The sequence below is a fragment of the Ancylobacter sonchi genome (assembly GCF_018390695.1).
GTDB lineage: Bacteria > Pseudomonadota > Alphaproteobacteria > Rhizobiales > Xanthobacteraceae > Ancylobacter > Ancylobacter sonchi.
The window spans coordinates 22,368-43,363 of the sequence record NZ_JAHBGF010000031.1 but is presented as its reverse complement, the minus strand read 5'-3'; the positions used below and the strand labels follow the sequence as shown (position 1 = coordinate 43,363).

At 67.7% G+C, this 20,996-nt stretch carries 18 protein-coding genes and 1 tRNA gene; 12 read left to right on the top strand and 7 right to left on the bottom strand.

Annotation, left to right across the window (positions count from 1 at the left end):
* The first annotated feature begins 4 nt into the window (after positions 1-4).
* Together KHC28_RS19460 and KHC28_RS19455 are read left to right on the top strand one after the other, a co-directional pair.
* Positions 5-523: a TRAP transporter small permease gene (locus KHC28_RS19460; RefSeq protein WP_230364675.1), complete on the top strand. Its 519-nt coding sequence runs from the start codon at positions 5-7 to the stop codon at positions 521-523.
* Positions 523-1,803, top strand: coding sequence for a TRAP transporter large permease (locus KHC28_RS19455; protein ID WP_214010043.1), 1,281 nt, complete (start codon positions 523-525; stop codon positions 1,801-1,803). The genes KHC28_RS19460 and KHC28_RS19455 overlap by 1 nt, the downstream gene beginning before the upstream one ends.
* A 36-nt stretch (positions 1,804-1,839) precedes the next feature.
* Here KHC28_RS19455 and KHC28_RS19450 read toward each other — a convergent pair whose 3' ends face one another.
* Positions 1,840-2,457: a TetR/AcrR family transcriptional regulator gene (locus KHC28_RS19450; protein ID WP_214010042.1), complete on the bottom strand. Its 618-nt coding sequence runs from the start codon at positions 2,455-2,457 to the stop codon at positions 1,840-1,842.
* Positions 2,458-2,606: 149 nt separating this feature from the next.
* Positions 2,607-3,791 carry an MFS transporter gene (locus KHC28_RS19445; RefSeq protein ID WP_214010041.1) on the bottom strand — a complete coding sequence of 395 codons (1,185 nt, stop codon included), beginning with the start codon at positions 3,789-3,791 and terminating at the stop codon, positions 2,607-2,609.
* A 142-nt stretch (positions 3,792-3,933) separates the two neighbouring features.
* Here KHC28_RS19445 and KHC28_RS19440 point away from each other — a divergent pair, with 142 nt between their 5' ends.
* The gene (locus KHC28_RS19440; RefSeq protein WP_214010040.1) at positions 3,934-4,833 is read left to right on the top strand and encodes a LysR family transcriptional regulator; all 900 of its coding nucleotides are present in this window, start codon (positions 3,934-3,936) and stop codon (positions 4,831-4,833) included.
* On the opposite strand, the gene KHC28_RS19435 is transcribed toward KHC28_RS19440, so the two are convergent.
* Together KHC28_RS19435 and KHC28_RS19430 are read right to left on the bottom strand one after the other, a co-directional pair.
* Positions 4,823-5,287 (bottom strand): cupin domain-containing protein, encoded by a 465-nt coding sequence (locus KHC28_RS19435; protein WP_214010039.1) that lies wholly within the window; start codon positions 5,285-5,287, stop codon positions 4,823-4,825. The genes KHC28_RS19440 and KHC28_RS19435 overlap by 11 nt on opposite strands.
* Before the next feature lie 61 nt (positions 5,288-5,348).
* Positions 5,349-6,203: an SDR family oxidoreductase gene (locus tag KHC28_RS19430; protein WP_214010038.1), complete on the bottom strand. Its 855-nt coding sequence runs from the start codon at positions 6,201-6,203 to the stop codon at positions 5,349-5,351.
* A gap of 175 nt (positions 6,204-6,378) precedes the next feature.
* Here KHC28_RS19430 and KHC28_RS19425 point away from each other — a divergent pair, with 175 nt between their 5' ends.
* On the top strand, positions 6,379-6,795 hold the full coding sequence (locus KHC28_RS19425) for a winged helix-turn-helix transcriptional regulator (RefSeq protein WP_214010037.1): 417 nt from the start codon (positions 6,379-6,381) through the stop codon (positions 6,793-6,795).
* Here KHC28_RS19425 and selD read toward each other — a convergent pair.
* The 3 genes from selD to KHC28_RS19410 all read right to left on the bottom strand — a co-directional run bounded on the left by selD (position 6,732) and on the right by KHC28_RS19410 (position 9,736).
* Positions 6,732-7,793: a selenide, water dikinase SelD gene (gene selD, locus KHC28_RS19420; protein WP_214010036.1), complete on the bottom strand. Its 1,062-nt coding sequence runs from the start codon at positions 7,791-7,793 to the stop codon at positions 6,732-6,734. The genes KHC28_RS19425 and selD overlap by 64 nt on opposite strands.
* A 156-nt stretch (positions 7,794-7,949) precedes the next feature.
* Complete coding sequence (locus tag KHC28_RS19415) at positions 7,950-9,089, bottom strand: transglutaminase-like domain-containing protein (RefSeq protein ID WP_214010035.1); 1,140 nt, start codon at positions 9,087-9,089, stop codon at positions 7,950-7,952.
* Positions 9,086-9,736, bottom strand: coding sequence for a TlpA family protein disulfide reductase (locus tag KHC28_RS19410; RefSeq protein ID WP_312893276.1), 651 nt, complete (start codon positions 9,734-9,736; stop codon positions 9,086-9,088). Before KHC28_RS19410 ends, KHC28_RS19415 begins: the two co-directional genes overlap by 4 nt.
* A 248-nt stretch (positions 9,737-9,984) precedes the next feature.
* On the opposite strand from KHC28_RS19410, the gene fdnG reads away from it, so the two are divergent.
* From fdnG to KHC28_RS19370, 8 genes are all read left to right on the top strand, one after another.
* Positions 9,985-13,071 (top strand): formate dehydrogenase-N subunit alpha, encoded by a 3,087-nt coding sequence (fdnG, locus tag KHC28_RS19405; protein WP_214010034.1) that lies wholly within the window; start codon positions 9,985-9,987, stop codon positions 13,069-13,071.
* A gap of 12 nt (positions 13,072-13,083) precedes the next feature.
* The gene (gene fdxH / locus KHC28_RS19400; protein ID WP_214010033.1) at positions 13,084-14,073 is read left to right on the top strand and encodes a formate dehydrogenase subunit beta; all 990 of its coding nucleotides are present in this window, start codon (positions 13,084-13,086) and stop codon (positions 14,071-14,073) included.
* A complete protein-coding gene (locus tag KHC28_RS19395; RefSeq protein ID WP_214010032.1) occupies positions 14,070-14,810 on the top strand; it encodes a formate dehydrogenase subunit gamma in 741 nt (246 codons plus the stop codon). Before fdxH ends, KHC28_RS19395 begins: the two co-directional genes overlap by 4 nt.
* Positions 14,811-15,044: 234 nt before the next feature.
* Complete coding sequence (gene fdhE, locus KHC28_RS19390) at positions 15,045-15,959, top strand: formate dehydrogenase accessory protein FdhE (RefSeq protein ID WP_214010031.1); 915 nt, start codon at positions 15,045-15,047, stop codon at positions 15,957-15,959.
* 11 nt (positions 15,960-15,970) lie between these two features.
* Positions 15,971-17,374: an L-seryl-tRNA(Sec) selenium transferase gene (gene selA, locus KHC28_RS19385; protein ID WP_214010030.1), complete on the top strand. Its 1,404-nt coding sequence runs from the start codon at positions 15,971-15,973 to the stop codon at positions 17,372-17,374.
* Positions 17,371-19,395, top strand: coding sequence for a selenocysteine-specific translation elongation factor (selB, locus tag KHC28_RS19380; RefSeq protein WP_214010029.1), 2,025 nt, complete (start codon positions 17,371-17,373; stop codon positions 19,393-19,395). The genes selA and selB overlap by 4 nt, the downstream gene beginning before the upstream one ends.
* Positions 19,374-19,469, top strand: a tRNA-Sec gene (locus KHC28_RS19375). The genes selB and KHC28_RS19375 overlap by 22 nt, the downstream gene beginning before the upstream one ends.
* A 637-nt stretch (positions 19,470-20,106) precedes the next feature.
* Positions 20,107-20,973: a Hint domain-containing protein gene (locus KHC28_RS19370; RefSeq protein ID WP_246565029.1), complete on the top strand. Its 867-nt coding sequence runs from the start codon at positions 20,107-20,109 to the stop codon at positions 20,971-20,973.
* The last annotated feature ends 23 nt before the right edge of the window (positions 20,974-20,996 follow it).

The following is a 20,996-nucleotide window of genomic DNA, read 5'->3' as shown; positions in this document are numbered from 1 at the left end:
CACGATGCAGGCTCTTCGCGTGGTTCGCCGGGTGCTCGGCGTCTTGTCCACGGTGTCGCTGTGGATCTCGGGCACCCTCCTGGTCATCATGACCGCCGTGGTCGGCTGGCAGGTGTTCGGCCGCTACATACTGAACGACACGCCCAATTGGGCGGAGCCGCTGTCGCTGCAGTTCATGAGCTGGTTCATCCTGCTCGGCGCCGCCGTCGGCGTGCGCGACAGCGTGCATCTCGGGCTCGACCTATTCCATCACATCTCGCCGCCCTGGGCGCAGCGGACGATGGACCTGGTCAACCTCGCCTTGGTGGCGGCCTTCGGCATCGCCATGGCCTGGTACGGCGCCAAGCTCGCCATCGGCACCTGGACCGCGACCATCCCGGTGCTCGGCTGGCCGGGCGGCGTGGACTTCTTCCCGCTGGTGCTCGGCGGCATCCTCATCGCGCTGTTCGCCGCCGAACGGCTGGTCGACACGCTGCTCGGCGTCGAGATCGCCGCCGATACCGCGACCCCGGAGGTGGTGTGATGGCGCATTTCGTCCTGTTCGGCTCGTTCGTCGCGCTGATGGCGATCGGTACCCCCATCGCCTTCTGCCTCGGCATCTCCTCGCTGGCGACCGTGCTCTATCTCGGCCTGCCGCCCATCGTGGTGTTCCAGCAGCTGAATTCCGGCATCAACGTCTTCGCGATGATGGCGATCCCGTTCTTCATCTTCGCCGGCGATCTGATGGTGCGCGGCGGCATCGCGCTGCGACTGATCCGCTTCGCCGCCGGCCTGGTCGGCCATCTGCGCGGCGGGCTCGGCCAGGTGAACATCGTCGCCTCGACGCTGTTCGGCGGCATTTCCGGCTCGGCGGTGGCGGATGCCTCGGCGGTGGGCGGGCTGATGATCCCGCAAATGGCCAAGCGCGGCTACGACCGCGACTACGCGGTGAACGTCACGGTGAACGCGGCGATCATCGCGCTGCTGATCCCGCCCTCGCACAACATGATCCTCTATTCGATCGCCGCGGGCGGCAATGTCTCGGTGGCGGACCTGTTCACCGCCGGCGTGGTGCCGGGCCTGCTGCTGGCGCTGTCGCTGATGGTCACCGCCTGGTGGGTGGCGAAGCGCCGCGGCTATCCTTCCGAGCCGTTCCCCGGCTTCGGCAAGCTGGGCTTCTACCTCCTGTCCTCGATACCGGGGCTCTTGCTCATCGCCATCATCTTCGGTGGCGTGCGCTCGGGCGTGTTCACCGCGACGGAGAGCTCCTGCATCGCGGTGCTCTATGCGCTGCTGGTGGCGGTGCTGGTCTATCGCGAACTCGACTGGTCGGGCTTCGTCGAGGCGACGCTGGGCGCGGTGCGCACCACGGCGATGGTGCTCTTGGTGATCGGCGCGGCGGCGTCGTTCGGCTGGCTGATGGCCTATCTCCAGGTGCAGCAATCCACCATCGCGCTGATCCGCTCGGTTTCCGAAGACCCGATCATGGTGCTGCTGCTGATCAATATCGTGCTGCTGTTCCTCGGCACCTTCATGGACATGGCGCCGATGATCATCATCTGCACGCCGGTGCTGCTGCCGGTGGTGAAGGCGTTCGGCATCGACCCGGTGCATTTCGGCGTGGTGATGATCCTCAACGCCGGCATCGGGCTGAACACGCCGCCGGTCGGGACGGTGCTGTTCGTCGGCTGCGCGGTCGGCGGCATCAGCATACGCGAGGCGATGCGCACCATCTGGCCGTTCTTCGGGGCGAGCGTGTTCGTGCTGCTGCTGGTCACCTATGTGCCGGCGCTGTCGCTCTGGCTGCCGGCGATGTTCCGCTGAGGCGGCGCCGGCTCATCGAAGAGATCGAGGGGCCGCCTATTCGGCGGCCTCTCCCGTTTGAACGCAGGCCTTGGCGGTGCCGTGCTCCTCGATCACATGCCGGCGCAGCGAATCGCGCACCGAGGCGAGGATCTCCTCGGAAAGCGCCTGGTCGGTCGAGGACAGGCCGCGCGCCAGAGTGATGGCGCCGACCATCGAGGCCATCAGCGTGATCGAATCGGCGTGCCGCTCTTCCGGCGTGCCGCCGGGAGGCAGCAACTCGGCGATCCGCCCGAGCTGATGGCGCAGCCCGTCGGCATATTGGCTCTGCACATGTTCCGGCTGCCGGGCGATCTCGGCGCCGAAGGCCGACATCGGGCAACCCTTGGACGGGGCGTCGCGGTGGAGGATCGAGACATAGCGCTCGATGATCGACCACAGGCTGGGCACCGCGCTCCATTCGGCGCGGCTCTTCAGGAAGGCGTCGCGGCAGGCTTCCTCAGCCAGATGCGCCTTGGAGCGAAAATGGCCATAGAAGGCGCCGTGGGTCAGGCCGCTTGCCTGCATGATCTCGGCAACCCCGACATCGCCGAAGCCGCGCTCCCGAAACAGCCGCGAGGCGGTATCGAGGATTGCGCGCCGATGCTCGGCGACCTTTTCCCGGGTAACACGCAATTTAACTTCACCTCCGTCGGGTGTGCCGACCCCGCTGGCTCCGCCCGCTCTCTGTAAACACCATTTTTTATTCATGATGCAAATCAGAGATAGCCGGGCCGGACCATCGGGGCGGCGCGCTGCCCGCCGAAGCGTTGCCGTGACTGGTCTCACACCGCCTGCGCGGCGGTCGCGTCGGCACGCCGGTCGAGCACACCACTCCATATGGTGAGCCCGAGCGCCACCGCCACCAGCCCGGCGCCGACAAACGGCGTTGCCTCCAGGCCGAAGGGCGAGGCGACCACCCGCCCGCCGACCCAGGCGCCGATGGCGATGCCGAGGTTGAAGGCGGCGATGTTCAGCGCCGAGGCGACGTCGACGGCACCGGGCCGGTACAGCCGGGAGAGCTCGACGACATAGATCTGCAGGCCGGGCACATTGGCGAAGGACAGGAAGCCGAGCGCGACGAGGGTCGCCAGCGCCGCCAGCGGCGCCGACATGGTGAAGCCGAACAGCGCCAGCACCACCGCCTGCGCCGCGAACAGCCCGGTCAGCGCCTTGACCGGATCGCGGTCGGCGATGCGCCCGCCGATCAGGTTGCCGGCGGCGATGGCGGCGCCGTACAGCACCAGGATCAGGCTGACCGCGCCGGCATCGAAGCCGGTGACGGTCTCGAGGATCACTGCCAGATAGGTGAAGGCGACGAAGGTGCCGCCATAGCCGAGCGCGGTCATGGCGAAGACGATGAGCAGGCGCCCGCTCGCCAGCACCTTGAACTGGTCGGCAAGCCTGGCCGGCTCCGGCCGGGACAGCTTGGACGGCAGCAGCACGGCAATGGCGAGGAAGGCCACCGCGCCGAGCACCGCGACGCCGGCGAAGGTGGCGCGCCAGCCGAAACTCTGGCCGATGAAGGTACCGAGCGGCACGCCGGTGACGATGGCGACCGTCAGTCCCATGAACATCATGGCGATGGCCGAGGCGCGGCGATTGGGAGCGACGAGGTCGGCGGCGATGGTGGCGCCGACCGAGAAGAACACGCCATGGGCGAAGGCGGAGATCACCCGCGCCACCAGCAGGCTGGCATAGTCAGGGCTCAGCGCCGCGCCGGCATTGCCGGCGATGAACAGCGCCATCAGGCCGAGCAGCAGCGCCTTGCGCGGCGCGCGGCCGGTCAGCGCGGTGAGCACCGGCGCGCCGAAGGTGACGCCAAGCGCGTAGACGGAGACGATCAGGCCGGCGAGCGGCAGGTCGATATGAAGGTCGGCGGCGACGGTCGGCAGCAGGCCGACAATGACGAATTCCGTGGTGCCGATGGCATAGGCCGCCACGGTAAGGGCGAAGAGGGCGATGGGCATGGAACAGCTCCGGGTGCGTCCGCCGGGCGGCGCGCGAAAGGGTCGATGACGTTGCCGGAACTATGGGGTCTGCATTCCCTCTTATTTATTCCAAGATCATGATCAGGATCTGTGAAGCTGTTTCATGAGTGGGAGGGGCGCCATGGATAATCGCGCCGGCGAGATGCAGGTGCTGGTCGAGGTCGCCGATCGCGGCAGCTTCTCCGCCGCGGGGCGGTCGCTCAGGCTGTCGCCCTCGGCGGTGTCGAAGATCGTCGCCCGCATCGAGGCGCGGCTCGGCGTGCGGCTGCTGGTGCGCTCCACCCGGGCGCTGGTGCTCACCGCCGAGGGCGAGGCCTATGTGGCGCGCGCCCGCGCCATCCTCGCCAGCATCGAGGAGGCGGAGCGCCAGGTGGCGGGCGGTGCCGCCGCCGAGCCGCGCGGGCGGCTGCGGGTGTCCGCCTCGGTGGCGTTCGGCGAGCATTATCTGGTGCCACTGGTGCCGCAGTTCCTGGCGCTCTATCCGCGGGTCTCGCTCGACCTGTCGCTGACCGATAGCGTCATCGACCTGCTCGGCGAGCGCACCGATCTCGCCATCCGCATCGGGCCGCTGCGCGATTCCACCCTGAAGGCGCGGCGGCTCGCTGAAAGCCGGCGGATGATCGTCGCCGCGCCGGCCTATCTTGAGCGCCACGGCGTGCCGGCGACGCCGGCGGATCTCGACCGTCACAATTGCCTGCGCTTCAATTTTCGCCGCAGCCTCGACGACTGGCCGTTCCGTGACCCGGCCACAGGCGCCTGGTTCACCCGGCCGGTCGGCGGCAATTTCGAGGGCAATAGCGGCGCCACGGTGCGGCGGCTGGCGCTGGAGGGGCTGGGGCTGGCCCGCATCGGCGCGTTCCACATCCGCTCCGATATCGCGGCCGGCCTGCTGGTACCGGTGCTGGAGGAGTACAATGCCGGCGATGTCGAGCAGATGAGCGCGGTTTATGTCGGCCACGCCCATCTCGACGCCCGTATCCGTGCCTTCGTCGATTTCCTCGCCGAGCGGATCAGGGCCTGAGCGGCGGGCCGAGGAACTCGACTCCCCATTTCTCGCCGAAGCCGGCGAGGGCGGCCCGGTCCGCCATGCCGTGGCGCATCACCTCGGCAAGGCCGGTGAAGAAGCCGACGGCATCGAGGCCGGGCAGGATGAGGATGAATTGCCGCGCCGGCGCTTCGCCAATGTTGACGAAGCCATGGGCGCTGCCGCCGGGAATGGTCACGACGTCACCCGCGACCGCCTCGAAGCGGTGCCCGTCGCATTCGTAGAGATAGCGGCCTTCCAGCACCCGGAAAATCTCGGTTTCGCGGTGGCGATGCAGCGGCGGGCCGAAGCCCGGGGCATTGACGGTCTCAATGGCGGTGACGCTGCCGTCGCTCGAGGTCGGCGGCAGCGGCACGCGCAGGCTCAAGCCGATCGCGGGAATATCGATCGGCGCCTGGTCGGCGGAGGCGTGCAGAAAGGCAAAGCTCATCGGCGGGAACTCCGGTGTTCCCGGTAGTCCAGCCCGAGCTCGGCCTTTCCGCAAGCACGGATCAGGCGAACGCCTTGAGATAGGCGCGCGCGCTGGTCGAGGGACGGCCAGCCAGCAGCGCGACGTCGCCGGAGGTGGCGGCATATTCGCCGGCGCCGAGCGCGGCATAGAAGCTGCCCACCCCGGTCGCCACCCATTCCGGCAGGCCCATGGCGCGGAACTGGTCCTCGAAGGCGGAGACGGGCACGTCGAGCGCCTTGATCTCCTTGCCGGTCAGCTCGGAGAGCAGGGCGGCGAGCTCGACCGCGCTCCAGGCCTCGCCGCCGGCGATCTCATAGACCTTGCCGGCGTGGCCGGTGCCGGTCACCGCGCCGACGATCGAATCCGCCACGTCCTCGTGCGAGACATAGGCGACCTTGGCATCGATGCCGGGGAAGGGCAGCACGCCGCTCGCCTTGGCATTGGCGAAGAGCGGGTCGTTGTTCGAGAAATAGGAATTGTCGCGCAGGATGGTCCAGGCGAGGCCGGAGGCCTTCAGCTCGGCCTCGGTCGCCTCATGTGCCTTCGCCCAGTCGAAGAGGCTGGCGCTCACCGGGTTGGTGGCGCTGGTATAGACGATGCGCGTCACCCCAGCCGCCTTGGCGGCCTCGATGACGTGGTGATGCTGCACGGTGCGGATGTCGTTGGTGCCCGCGCCGGAGATGAGCACCACGGTTTCCGCGCCGGCGAAGGCGGCCTTCAGGCTGGCCGGGTCGTCATAGTCGGCGGCGACCACCTCGAAGCCCTCGGCCTTGCGGGCGGCCAGCTTGTCCGGCGAACGGACGGCGAGCCGCACCTGTCCGGCGAGGCCCTTGGCCTTGAAGGCATCGGCGAGCGCGGTGCCGAGCTTGCCGCTGGCGGCGGTGATGACGATCATGATGCGTAGTCCCTGCATGGACGCCAGAGGGCGATGACGCCGACGGGCTGTCCTTGGTTACGGAATGAGAGTAACATGCCCTTCTGCATCGAAGGCGCAAGAAGGCATCTTGCCGTGCCTCGGTATGCCGGCAGTAACCAATGGCGCGGGCCTCGCTCGCCGAAGGGAGCAGGTGATGGCTGGAATGATGAAGGCGGAATGGCTGGCACTCGGTGATGCCTGCCCGGTGCGGCTGCTGCTCGACCGCATCGGCGATCGCTGGAGCGTGCTGGTGCTGACCGAGCTGGACCCCGGCGTGCGGCGGTTTTCCGAACTGCGCCGGTCGATCCCGGACATCTCGCAGCGCATGCTGACCCAGACGCTGCGCTCGCTGGAGACCGACGGCTTCATCTCACGCACGGTGTTCCCCACCGTGCCGCCGCGCGTCGACTACGAGCTGACCGATCTCGGCCGTTCGCTGATGGTGCCGCTCGGTGGCCTCATCGACTGGGTGAAGGCCAATGACACCACGGTGCGGGGCGCGCGGCGTCAGCCGACGACGATGCCGGGCGAACCCGCCTCCAGCCGGCCGACGATGGCCGCCGCCGGATAGCCGGCGGCGCGGATCTCGGTGAGGAGCGCCTCGGCCGCTTCCGGCGCCACCGCCACCAGCAGGCCGCCGGAGGTCTGCGGGTCGGTGAGCAGGTGCCGCCGCCAGTCGGGAAAGCCCTCCGGCAGGGTGACGCCGTCGCCATAGCTCGCCCAGTTGCGGTGCGAGGCGCCGGTGACAAAGCCCTGCTGCGCCAGCGCCTCGGCCTCCTTCAGCGCCGGCAGCGCGTCGGCATCGAGGCGCAGCGTGAGGTTGGAGCCGCGCGCGACTTCCAGCCCGTGGCCGAGAATGCCGAAGCCGGTGACGTCGGTGATGGCATGCACCGCGCTTCGCTTGCCGAGCTCGGCGCCGATGCGGTTGAGCCTGGTCATCGAGGCGACCATCTCGGCATAGCCGGCCGGCGAGAGCGCCTCCTTCTTGAACGCCGCCGAATACAGGCCGACGCCGAGCGCCTTGGTGAGGATCAGCACGTCGCCGGCCCGCGCGGTGCTGTTGCGGCGGATCTGTTCCGGCCGGGCGGTGCCGATCACCGCGAGGCCGTAGATCGGCTCGGGGCTGTCGATGGAATGGCCGCCGGCCACCGGGATGCCGGCCTCGGCGGCGATGGCCTGCCCGCCGCGCAGGATGTCCCGCACCATCGGGGTCGGCAGCTTGCCGAGCGGCATGCCGAGAATGGCCAGCGCCAGCAAGGGCTTGCCGCCCATGGCGTAGACATCGGAAATCGCGTTGGTGGCGGCGATGCGGCCGAATTCGTAGGGGTCGTCCACCATCGGCATGAAGAAGTCGGTGGTGGCGATCAGGCAGGTCTCGTCGTCAAGCTGGTAGACCGCGGCGTCGTCGCCGGTCTCGGTGCCGACCAGCAGCTTCTCGAACGGCCCACCCGGCGCCTGCTCGGACAGGAGCTCGCGCAGCACCGAGGGGGCGAGCTTGCAGCCGCAGCCGCCGCCATGGGCGAGGCTGGTGAGGCGGAAGGGGGCGGTATCGTTCGGCGTGTCGAGCATGGTCGAGAGTCCCTTTCTCAACCTTTCCCCAACGGGAGAGGGAGTTACCGGGTTGATCTGCAATCTCTACCCCGGAAAGGCGTTTGATCCGGGCAGGCAAACGTTTGGACAGGGGCGATCCCGGCCTTGCGCTGAGCCAAGGCCGGGACCTCTGTGTCAGGCCGAGATCTCGCTGGCCTTGATGGTGTAGGTGAAGGCGTCCGGGTCGAGGCAGTCGTGGCGCAGGCTGGCCACCTCCGCCTGCGGGTACATCAGGAAGCCGAGCTTGGGGCCGTTCGAGCCGGGCAGCGCGATGTCGTGGCCGTCATTATAGGCGAGCCAGTTGCCTTCCCAGGCGCCGAACAGCGCCTTGCGGGCAGCGACCACCTTGGCGTCGTCGAGGGCGTTCTTCCCCGGCGGCTCCTCCAGGACGACCTTGCGCACGTCCGCGGGATCGACGCCGACCCAGCCGAAGCCCTCCAGCCACACCTCGGCGCGGCAGTGCTGCGCCTTGGAAATCACCGGGGAATTGGCGCCGAGGCTCTTGTAGCCGAAGGCCGAGGGCGCGACGCGGATGCCGTAGAGGTCGCGCGCCGGGATGCCGGCGGCACGGGAAAGTCCGACGAACAGCGCGTTGAGGTCGGCGCATTTGCCGCCGAGATTGCCGCTCGCCAGCAGCGAGGCGATGTCGCCGGTGCCGCAGCCACGGGTGGCGGCGTTGCGATAGGTGTTCTCCACCACCCATTCATAGATGGCGCGGGCCTTCTCGACGTCGGTGGTCTTGCCGGCGACGATCTTGTCCGAGGTCTGCTTGACGAGCCCGTCGGTCGGGATGAGGTCGGTCGCCTTGAGGAACAGCGCCCGGTCCTGCGCGGAGAGCGGCGCGGCGCTGCCGGGCTTGGAAAGGTCGGCGGCGCGGTCGCGGGTGGCGAATTTCGAGGTGATCTCCACCTGCGGCTTGTCCTCGCCCTCGGCCCAGGTGAGGTGCAGCAGCTTGGCCCCGTAGTGCGGATCCTGCACCACTTCGGCGGTCTTGGCATTGGTCTTCCAGGTGCTCTCGCCGGGCTTGAACCAGTCCTCGGCGGCGTAGGAGGGCAGCGGCACCCAGGCCTGCGCCGGCCCGGCCTTGCCTTCCACCGGCGCGACGTTCAGCGTCGTCACCACCTCGAAGTTGCGCCAGCTGCCGGGCTTCGGGGCGAAGGTCGCAGCCGCGGGGGCGGCAGCGGTGGCGGCGGCCTGGGCGAAGGCGGAATGGGGAAGGGCGGCGGCGGCCGCGAAGGCGGCGCCGGCTTTCAACAGATCGCGACGGTTTGTCATTGTTGCTTGCTCCCGGAGTTTTCAGGCAAGGCGGGCAGAGTGAGGGTGGGCAGGTCGAGGGCCGCGCGCGGCGGCGCCTCGGCGAGAAGGCTGTCGAGCACCGCGAGGGCACGCGCGTCGGTCCAGTCGACCGGGCCGGCGGCCTCGGCACGCACCGCGTGGCCGGCGTCGAGCACATAGCTGGTGGGCAGGAACGCGACCTTCCAGGCCTTCATGGCGGCGCGATCCTCGTCGATCAGGATCGGGAAGGGCGGTGGCCGGTCGGCGAATTCGCGGGCGAGGAAGCGGCGGACACGGGTGGCGGGCTCACCGACATCGACGGCGAGAATCACCGGACGCGACTGCTGCGGCAGCTCGGCGAGGCGCTCGGCGAGCTGGCCGAGCCCGGTCATCTCCTCCCGGCACGGCTCGCACCATGTCGCAAAGAAGTGAACGACGACCGGGCGTCCCCGCAGCGCGGCAAGGTCCTGCGGACCGTGATCGAGCGAGTTCAGTACCAGCGGCGGTATCGGGGTGCCCGGCGCAAAAGCCGGCTCAGCCCGCAATTGCGCACTCGCGTCCAGTGAAAGTGACGCAAGGGCAATCAGCGTGGCTGGCAAAAGCGAGGATGCGAAGCCCCGACACGCGGGAGCCGAATGATCGAGCACGCCACAATCCTGCCGACAGTCGGGCTGCCGCGTCAATCGTCCGCCTGTGGAGGGTGGGCGGATTGTGCGCCGCAGCAGTGCAATTGCGAAATCGCACGACGGAAGCGTCTGGAAAAACAGTCTTTTTCGCCACGGGTCGACTTTAGGTGATTTGACATTGGACAAGCTAAAAAATAGCGTCACCCAATTGGATTACCCTATCGAGGGATAGGGAGAACGACGGCACCCCAAGCCGGGAGAACATTGCGATGAACATGGAGCTCTCGCGTCGCGCATTCTTGCGCACGTCGGGTGCGGGACTGGCGGGCTCGACGCTCGGGGCCTTCGGCTTCGGCGAGGCGGAAGCGGCAGTGGCCGCCTACGTCAAGCCGTTCCACCTGGCCAACACCGTCGAGGCCCGCAACACCTGCACCTATTGTTCGGTGGCCTGCGGCATCATCATCTTTTCCAAGGGCGACCTCCGGAAGGGTGAGAAGGCCGACATCGTCCATATCGAGGGCGATGCCGATCACCCGACCAATCGCGGCACGCTGTGCCCGAAGGGCGCGGCGCTCAAGGACATCGTGAAGTCCGAGACGCGCCTGACCCAGCCGATGGTGCGCAAGCCGGGCTCCGACAAGTTCGAGCCGATCGCCTGGGACGCGGCGCTCGACAAGATCGCCCGCGCCATGAAGGACGATCGCGATGCCAACTTCATCGCGAAGAACAAGGACGGCGTCACCGTCAACCGCTGGCTGACCACCGGCTTCCTGGCGGCATCGGCGACCACCAACGAAACCGCGTTCGCCACCTACAAGGTGGTGCGCTCGACCGGCATGCTCGGGTTCGACAACCAGGCACGCGTCTGACACGGCCCGACGGTGGCGAGTCTCGCCCCAACATTTGGCCGTGGCGCAATGACGAATTCCTGGACCGACATCCGGAATACCGATCTCGTCGTCATCATGGGCGGCAATGCCGCCGAAGCCCATCCGTGCGGATTCAAGTGGGTCACTGAGGCGAAAGCCAACCGTGGCGCCAAGCTGATCGTCGTCGACCCGCGCTTCAACCGCTCGGCGTCGGTCGCGGACTATTATGCGCCGATCCGCCAGGGATCGGACATCGCCTTCCTGCTCGGCCTGATCAACTGGTGCATCCAGAACGACAAGGTGCAGTGGGCCTATACCAAGGCGTTCACCAACGCGTCCTTCATCGTGAAGGAGGGCTTCACCTATCAGGACGGCCTGTTCACCGGCTATGACGAGGAAAAGCGCGACTACAACCGCGACAGCTGGGACTACGAAGTCGGCCCGGACGGCTATGCGGTGGTCGACGAGACGCTGCAGCATCCGCGCTGCGTGTGGAACCTCCTGAAGCAGCACGTCTCCGTCTACACGCCGGAGATGGTGGAGCGCATCTGCGGTACGCCGAAGGAGAAGTTCCTGCACATCGCCGAGATGATCGGCGAGTGCTCGTCGCCGACCAAGACCATGACCTCGATGTATGCGCTCGGCTGGACCCAGCATTCCAAGGGCGCGCAGAACATTCGCGGCATGGCGATGCTGCAGCTCATCCTCGGCAATATCGGGGTGCGCGGCGGTGGCATGAACGCGCTGCGCGGCCACTCCAACATCCAGGGGCTGACCGATATCGGGCTGTTGTCCAACATGCTGCCCGGCTATCTCAACCTGCCGATCGAGAAGGAAGCCGACTTCGCCACCTACATGTCGACGCGCGGCTTCAAGCCGCTGCGGCCGAACCAGATGAGCTACTGGCAGAACTACAAGAAGTTCTTCGTCAGCTTCATGAAGTCGATGTATGGCGACGCCGCGACGGCGCAGAACGACTGGGCCTATGATTACCTGCCCAAGCTCGACGTGCCGAACTACGACATCCTGCGGATGTTCGAGCGGATGAAGAAGGGCGAGGTGAACCTCTATTTCTGCCAGGGGTTCAATCCGCTGCAGGCCTTCCCCAACCGGGCGAAGCTTGCCGAGGGACTTTCCAAGCTCAAGATGCTCGTGATCATGGACCCGCTCCAGACCGAGACCGCGCGCTTCTGGGAGAACCACGGCGTCTTCAACGATGCCGACACCGCCAGCATCAAGACCGAGGTGATCCAGCTTCCCACCACCTGCTTCGCGGAGGATGAGGGCTCGCTGGTGAATTCCGGCCGCTGGCTGCAATGGCATTGGCCCGGCGGCTCGCCTCCGGGCGAGGCGCGCACCGATGCCTGGATCATGGCGCAGATCCATCTGCGGCTGAAGGAAATGTATCGCAAGGAGGGCGGCGCCTTCCCGGATCCGATCGTCAATCTCAACTGGTCCTACAAGAACCCGGAGGACCCGTCGCCGGAGGAGCTGGCGAAGGAGATGAACGGTTCGGCGCTGGTGGACGTGTTCGACCCCAATGATCCGACCAAGAAGATCCTGGAGGCGGGCAAGCAGCTGTCCGGCTTCGGCCTGTATCGCGACGACGGCACCACGGCCGGCGGCTGCTGGATCTATGCCGGCAGCTGGACCGAGGCGGGCAACATGATGGCGCGCCGGGACAATTCCGACCCGGACGAGACCGGCGCCTATCTGAAGTGGTCGTTCGCCTGGCCGGCCAACCGGCGCATCATCTACAACCGCGCCTCCGCCGACCTCGACGGCAAGCCATGGGATCCCTCGCGCAAGCTGATCGAGTGGGACGGCACGAAATGGACCGGCTACGACGTGCCGGACATCGCGCCCACCGCCAAGCCGGGCGATGTCGGTCCGTTCATCATGAACCCGGAAGGCACGGGACGCCTCTTCGTGCGCAAGATGATGCGCGACGGGCCGTTCCCGGTGCATTACGAGCCGTTCGAGAGCCCGGTCGCCAACGTGATCGCGCCCAAGGTGCGCGGCAATCCGGTGTCGCGCGTCTTCGCCGACGACTGGAAGCAGTTCGCCGATATCGGCGATCCCAACTTCCCCTATGCCGGCACCTCCTACCGGCTCACCGAGCATTTCCACTACTGGACCAAGAACAACCACGTGAATTCGGTGCTGCAACCGCAGCAGTTCGTGGAGATCTCGGAGGAGCTCGCCAGGGAGAAGGGCATCGTCAAGGGCGGCTGGGTGCGGGTGTGGTCGAAGCGCGGCGAGATCTTCGCCATCGCGGTGGTCACCAAGCGCATCAAGCCGATGACGGTCGACGGCAAGACGGTGCATGTGGTCGGCGTGCCCATTCACTGGGGCTTCGTCGGCGCCGCCCGCAAGGGCTTCCCGGCGAACGTGCTCACCCCGTTCGTCGGCGACGCCAATATCGAGACGCCGGAGTTCAAGGCATTCATGGTCAACATCGAGCCCTCGACCGGGCCGGTGGCGTAGGGAGGCGGCGCGATGTTTCCCCCAATTCCCAACCCGTCCGTCGACCCGTCCGCGGTCACCCCGCGCTTCGGCGAGAAGGACATCGTGCGCCGCTCGGCCTCCACGGTGGAGCCGCCGGCGCAGCGGCTCACCGAGGTCGCCAAGCTGATCGACGTGACCAAGTGCATCGGCTGCAAGGCCTGCCAGGCCGCGTGCCTGGAGTGGAACCAGCTGACCGAGGAGATCGGCATCAACCACGGGGTCTACGACAACCCCATGGACCTGACCGAGAACACCTTCACGCTGATGCGCTTCACCGAGTGGGAGAACCCCGAGACCGAGAATCTCGAATGGCTCATCCGCAAGGACGGCTGCATGCATTGCGAGGATCCGGGCTGCCTCAAGGCCTGCCCGTCTCCCGGCGCCATCGTGCAGTACTCGAACGGCATCGTCGACTTCCAGCACGCCAACTGCATCGGCTGCGGCTACTGCATCAAGGGCTGCCCGTTCAACATCCCGCGTATCTCCAAGGTCGATCACACCGCCTACAAGTGCACGCTGTGCTCGGACCGGGTCGCGGTCGGCCAGGGCCCGGCCTGCCAGAAGGCGTGCCCGACCCAGGCCATCGTGTTCGGCACCAAGGAGGAGATGAAGGGCTGGGCGGATTTCCGCATCAAGGACCTGAAGTCGCGCGGCTTCGAGAATGCCGGTCTCTATGACCCGCAGGGCGTGGGCGGCACCCATGTCATGTATGTGCTGCACCACGCCGACAAGCCGTCCATCTATGCCGGCCTGCCCGACAATCCGCGCATCTCGCCGATCGTGGAAACCTGGAAGGGCATCACCAAATATATGGGCATGGCCCTGATGGGCGTGGCGGCGGCCGCCGGCGTGCTGCACTACCTGGTCGCCGGGCCCAACAAGGTCACGGAGGAGGACGAGGAGAACGCCGAGAAGCTGACCAGCGGCGCCGCGGTGCCGCCTCCGGCCGGCCCGGCGGGCAATGAGGGGAGGCCGACATGAGCGCGCACGACCCGAACTCTCCGGTGCCGACGCCGGCCGATGACGTGCAGTCCGGCGACGCGGTGCATCCCGGCCACCCGGTGACGGTGGACCGCTACACCCTCGCCGCGCGCATCAACCACTGGATCACCGCCGTCAGCCTGGTGCTGCTGGCGTTGTCGGGCCTCGCCTTGTTCACGCCGCGGCTGTTCTTCCTCACCGGCCTGTTCGGCGGCGGGCAGAATACGCGGATCCTGCATCCGTGGATCGGCGTGGTGCTGTTCTGCTCCTTCGCGCTGCTGTTCATCCGCTTCTGGCGGGCGAACCTGCCCAAGCGCGTCGACGCGGAATGGCTCGCGCGTTCCGGCGACATGCTGGCCGGGCGCGAGGAGAAGATGCCGGAGGTCGGCAAGTACAATGCCGGCCAGAAATTCGTGTTCTGGTCGATGTCGGCGCTGATCCTTGTGCTGATCACGTCGGGCATCGTGATGTGGGACCAGTATTTCTACCCCTACACCACCATCGAGCAGAAGCGCATCGCCATCCTCGTGCATTCGGCGACGGCGATCTTCGCCATCTGCGTGTGGATCGTGCATGTCTATGCGGCGATCTGGGTGAAGGGCACCTTCAGCGCTATGACGCGCGGGCGTGTCACCGGCGGCTGGGCGTGGCGCCATCACCGCAAATGGCTGCGCGAGCTGGTCGGCAAGCCGACGACGACGCCGACCAGTCGCGGCACCGGCACGCCGGCGGAATAGCCGTCGCGTCGCCCGATGCCTGTCTCGACAGCCCCGCCGAGGTGCGCCACCGGCGGGGCGTCTCGCAAGCCACCCCGCAGGGGCGTGCTATCCTTCATCCGGCTCAAGGCGCTGCCGGCGAGTTCTTTGCCGGACCTCCGTTCGGGCCGCTGTCCGAAACGTGTTGCTGAGCCCGTTGCCTGAGCGTGCCGGTTTTACATAACCACGTGGCCCGTGCGGTTCGTGAGGAATCCTATGTCGACTGATCTCCATCCTGATCCCACCGTCATCGGCGCCGTCTCGACACCGCCCTTCGCGGTGGTTCCCGATCCCGCGACGCTGTTCCCGATCCGCGCCAAGCGCCTGCGGGCCTATGCGGCGGTGAGCCCGGCCAAGCTCTATCTCGATTTCGTCGCCGGCATCGTCGACGCGCAGGCCGAGACGGTGGCGTTGGCCCCGGCGCCCGCACCGATCCCGGCGGAGCAGGTGGCGCGGGCGAGCGAGTTCGGCATGCCGCCGCTGGACCGTTCGGCGCTTGCCGCCGACCCCGCCTTCCAGCCGACGCTCGACATCTTGTTCGACGCCATCGCCAAACGGCCCATGCCGGAGCCGGCCGCCGCCGCGCTGGCGCGGGTGCGGCAGGCGGGTGGCGCGGAGCGCGCCGAGATCGCCGCCAATGTGCTGGCGCACGCCATTCCGATGGAGGCGCTGGCCGAGCATGCCTTCGTCGCCGCGGGGCTGGAGGTGCTCGCCACCCGGCTCGCCGCCACGCTCGATGCCAAGGCCTTGCGGCCGGTGAGCGAGACAGCGGTGTGCCCGGGCTGCGGCGGCCCGCCGGTCGCCTCGCTGATCGTCGAATGGCCGACCGCGCATGGCAACCGCTTCTGCGCTTGCGAGCTGTGCGCCACGCTGTGGAACTATGTGCGCATCAAATGCGTGTCCTGCGGCTCCACCAAGGGCATCGGCTATCAGGAGGTCGAGGGCGGCCCCGGCACGGTGAAGGCGGAGACCTGCGACGAGTGCCGCACCTATGTGAAGGTGCTGTACCAGAACAAGGACGTGTCGATGGAGGCGCTGGCGGACGACATCGGCTCGCTCCCCCTCGACATCATGATGCGCGACGGCCCATATCGCCGTGCCGCCTACAACCCGTTCCTGATCGGCTACTGAGGAGGCGCGCCATGGATGCGGAATCCCGTCCGTCGCTGCGCGACCTGCCGTCGGTCGACCAGGTATTGAAGACGCCGGCCGCGCTGGAGGCCGCCGGCCGCTTCGGCCGCGCGCCGCTCACCGCCGCCATCCGCGCCGCGCTGGAGGAGGTGCGGGCCTGCGTGCTTGCCGGCCAGCTTGCCAGCCTGCCCTCGTCGGATCACGTGGCGCTGGCGGCGGCCGAGCAACTGGCGCTCGCCTCCCGTTCCTCGCTGCGACCGGTGTTCAATCTCACCGGCACGGTGCTGCACACCAATCTTGGCCGCGCGGTTCTCGCCGAGGTGGCGGTGGAGGCGGCGAGCGCCGCCATGCGCTCGGCCGTCGCGCTCGAATACGATCTCGATACCGGCAAGCGCGGCGAGCGCGACGACCATGTCCGTGCCCTGCTCATCGAGCTGACCGGCGCCGAGGACGCCACCGTCGTCAACAACAACGCCGCCGCCGTGCTGCTCTGCCTGAACACGCTCGGCGCCGGCAAGGGCGCCATCGTCTCGCGCGGCGAGCTGATCGAGATCGGCGGTGCCTTCCGCATGCCGGACATCATGGCCCGCGCCGGCGCCCGCCTCGTCGAGGTCGGCACCACCAACCGCACCCACGCCAAGGACTATCTCGCCGCCCTCGACGCGGAGACCGGGCTGATCCTCAAGGTGCACACCTCGAATTACCGCATCGAGGGCTTCACCAAGGAAGTGTCGGCGCGCGAGCTGGCACAGATCGCCCGCGCGCACAGCGTGCCGCTCATACATGATCTCGGCTCCGGCACGCTCGCCGACCTCGCGCGGCTCGGCGTCGGACGCGAGCCCACGGTGCGCGAGACGGTGGCGGATGGCGCCGACCTCGTCACCTTCTCCGGCGACAAGCTGCTCGGCGGCCCGCAGACCGGCTTCATCGTCGGCCGGGCCGACCTTATCGCCGCGATCAACCGCAATCCGATGAAGCGGGCGCTCCGGGTCGACAAGATCCGCCTCGCGGCGCTGGAGGCCACGCTTCGGCTCTATCGCGACCCGGACACGCTGGCGGCCCGCCTGCCGACGCTGCGCCTGCTGGCGCGCCCGGCCGAGGAGATCCGCGCGCTGGCCGAGGCATTGGTGATGCCGGTCGCCACGCTGCTCGGCGATGGCTGGCTCGTCACGGTGGTGGATTGCGCCAGCCAGATCGGCTCCGGCGCGCTGCCGCAGGAGACGCTGGCGAGCGCCGGCCTCGCGCTGCGGTCCGCCGACGCCTCGGGTGGCGCATTGGCGGAGCTGGCCTCCGCGCTGCGCCGGCTGGAGCGGCCGGTGATCGGCCGTATCGCCGATGGCGCGCTGCTTCTCGACCTGCGCTGCCTCGAGGATCCGCAGGGCCTGCTCGACAGCCTCGCCGGATTGCCGGAATGATCATCGGCACCGCCGGCCATATCGACCACGGCAAGACGGCGCTGATCGGCGCCCTCACCGGCGTCGATACCGACCGGTTGAAGGAGGAGAAAGCGCGCGGCATCTCCATCGATCTCGGCTTCGCCTATCTGCCGACCGAGGCCGGTATTCTCGGCTTCATCGACGTGCCCGGCCATGAGCGCTTCATCCACACCATGCTGGCCGGCGCCAGCGGCATCGATTTCGCGTTGGTGGTGGTGGCCGCCGATGATGGGGTGATGCCGCAGACCCGCGAGCACCTCGCCATTCTCGACCTGCTCGGCGTCTCCCACGGCATCGTCGCCCTCGCCAAGGCGGATCTCGCCGATCCGGCCCGCCGCGCGGCGGTGTCGGCCGGGATCGCCGCGGCGCTGGCCGGCACGGCGCTGGAGGGCGCGCCGATCCTCGCCGTCTCCGCCCGCACCGGCGAGGGCATCGCCGAGCTGCGCGCCGCCCTCGTCGCGGCGGCAGCGTCCTTCGCGGCGGAGCGGCAGAGCGGTCGCTTCCGCCTGTCGGTCGATCGCTCCTTCGCGCTGTCGGGTGCCGGCACCGTCGTCACCGGCACGGTGGTGTCCGGCGCGGTGGCGGTGGGCGACCGGGTGACGGTCAGCCCCTCCGGCCTTGCCGCCCGCGTGCGCTCCATCCATGCGCAGAACCGCCCGGCCGAGCGCGGCAGCGCCGGCGACCGCTGCGCGCTCAATCTCGCCGGCGACGGAGTCAGCGCGCAGGCGATCGCGCGCGGCGACGTGGTGCTCGATCCCTCCCTGCACGCCCCGACCGACCGCATCGACGCCTCGCTGCGGGTGCTGGCCACCGAGACGAAGCCGCTCGGCACCTGGTTCCCGGCCCGGCTGCATCATGGCGCGGTCGAGGTCGGCGCCCGCGTGGTGCCGCTCGATGCCGAGGCGCTGCTGCCCGGCGCGGAAGGCCGGGTGCAACTGGTGCTGGAGCGGCCGATCGCGGCGGCGGTGCGCGACCGCTTCGTGCTGCGCGACACCTCGGCCCGGCGCACCATCGGCGGGGGGCGCTTCATCGATCTGCGCGCGCCCGCCCGCAAGCGCCGGACGCCGGAGCGGCTGGCCGTCATCGACGCGGCGGCCGAGGCCGATCCCGTCGCTGCGCTTGCCGGGCTCGTCGAGTTGCCGCCCTATCATCTCGATCTCGACGCCTTCGCCCGCGACCGCGCGCTCGCCGCCGAGGCGCCGGCGGCGCTGGCTTCGGCGCTCGGCCTCGTCACGCTGGCGGCCGGCGGTATCACCTTCGCCCTCTCCGCCGCCCGCTGGACCGCCCTGCGGGCGGAGATCGTCGACAGGCTCGCCGCCTATCACGCGGCCAATCCCGATCTCGCCGGCCTCGGCGTCGAGAAGCTGCGCATGGAACTCGCTGTACGGCTGCCCAAGCCGGCCTTCCTGGTGGCGCTGGCCCGGCTGGCGCAGGAGGGCGTGCTGGCGGTGGAGGGCGCCTGGGTGCGGCTCGCCGGTCACGAGGTGCGGCTGGCCGAGCGCGACGAGCGATTGTGGGAAGTCGTCGCGCCGATGCTCGCCGGTCCCGAGCGCTTCCGCCCGCCGCGGGTGCGCGACATCGCCGGCCGCCTCGGCGAGCCGGAGGCCGATATCCGCCGGCTGTTCAAGCTGCTGTCGCGGCTGGGGAAAGTCGACGAGGTGGCGCATGACCACTTCTTTCTCCGCCCGGTGGTATCGGCTATGGTCGGCTATGCCGAGGCTCTGGCATCGGGCGGGGAGTTCAGCGCCGCCGCCTTCCGCGATCGCATCGAGGGGGAGGCAGGGACGGGGGAACATGCCGTCGGCCGCAAGGTGGCGATCCAGATCCTCGAATTCTTCGACCGCCACGGGGTGACGCTCCGGCGCGGCGATCTGCGCCGGATCAACCGGCACCGGCTCGATCTGTTCGGCCCCGCCGAGCGGTCGGCGTCGGACGAAGGCGCTGCAAAGATTACCGCCCCTTCCGAGGGGCGGGATGCGGAAGAGAGTTATCTCCGGTGAGGTAGCTGGTCTTCAAAACCAGAGGGGGCCGCGCGACGGTCCTTGGTGGGTTCGACTCCCACTCTCTTCCGCCAACATCTTGTATTATCTATTTGAATTTATTGAGAATATTTACAGTCGACATGCGTCGCCCCAACGATCACCCCACCAGCTTGCACTGGTAGGCTGCCTGGAGAGGCCGTCTGTCGGATAGAACACGCCTATCCGGCCCGGCAGCCAGGCGTCGACGGATGATGGTGTGGTGGACTCGAAGAAGCGCACCGCCATCCGCGAAAAGTGGCACATGCCGTCAGAGGCGGTGGCTGATCGGGCGGGTGTCCCTTTCCACGTTAGTCGCGATGGAACAAGGTGCCCGGCCTGTCGAGAGCCGGCCCCTGCTCGCCCTCGGGAAGACCAGCATCATCGGTGTCTGGCGAAACCGGATGCAAGCATGTTGGTACCCGAGGTTCGGCGGGCTTTGGCTCGCCCGGCATGGGCGGCTCCACCATTTGATGGGTGGATTGATTACATGAGAACTAAGTGGAACGAGACCGGCCCCGGTCGGCCAGGTGGCGGCGGGATGTCCAACACGTACGGTAAGGGTAGAGGAGAGGCGATATCCTCTATTTAGAGGAGTTGAACGGGAGTGCTAATGCAACAAACACTACGCCAACAGGTTTAGCGCTGGGATTTCCGCAGGGGGCGGGGTGCGACCTGTTGGAGGGGGTTTCATTGGCTACATTCGTCAGCGTAGGAGTTGCGCCGCTCACACCGCTTGGTGGAGGGAGCTACGCGCTAGCCGGGCCATTGAGCCCCCTTCAATATTCGACTACCGATGGAAATGCAGCTGACGACGCCTTCACCGTCAATGAACCGCTGGTCGCTTCAAATTCAGTAAACGGCGATTTTGGCTTCACTTACCTTTCTTTCTATAAGAATGGCTGGATCGGTGAGATCGATGGCAGCTATTTCTTTTTCACCAATGACAGTTACGTATCCGGGGATACGATAACTCCCACAGCGGCAAGTTTTGTCGTGTGCTTTCTCGCGGGCACAATGATCGCGACACCCTCGGGCGAGGTCGCCATCGAGGCGCTCAAGTCCGGCGATCTTGTGCTCACCACTTCCGGTGAAGCCCGTCCGGTGCGTTGGCTGGCGCGCCAAACTGTTTCGACGGTGTTCTTCAATCGGCTGACGGTGCTGCCCATCCGTGTTTGCGCCGGCGCTCTCGCCGAAAACCAGCCCGTTCGAGACCTCTTCGTTTCGGCCGATCACGCGCTCGAACTCGATGGCATCCTTATCCAGGCCGGCGCATTGGTGAACGGCACGACGATCCTGCGGCACACCGACGTGCCGCAGACCTTCGTTTACTACCACATTGAGCTTGAGGACCACTCGCTGATCCTTGCCGAGGGCGTGCCGGCCGAGACCTTCGTGGACAATGTCACGCGCCGCCGTTTTGACAACTGGCACGAAGCTCCCCAGGCGCCGATCGCTGAAATGGATCGGCCGCGTATCAAGTCCGCCCGCCAGATGCCGGCGGCAATCCGCGCGCGTCTCGACGTGCACGCGGAAGAACTGTCCTCCGTCGCAGCCTGATCTCGAAACTGTTGCATCTCCGC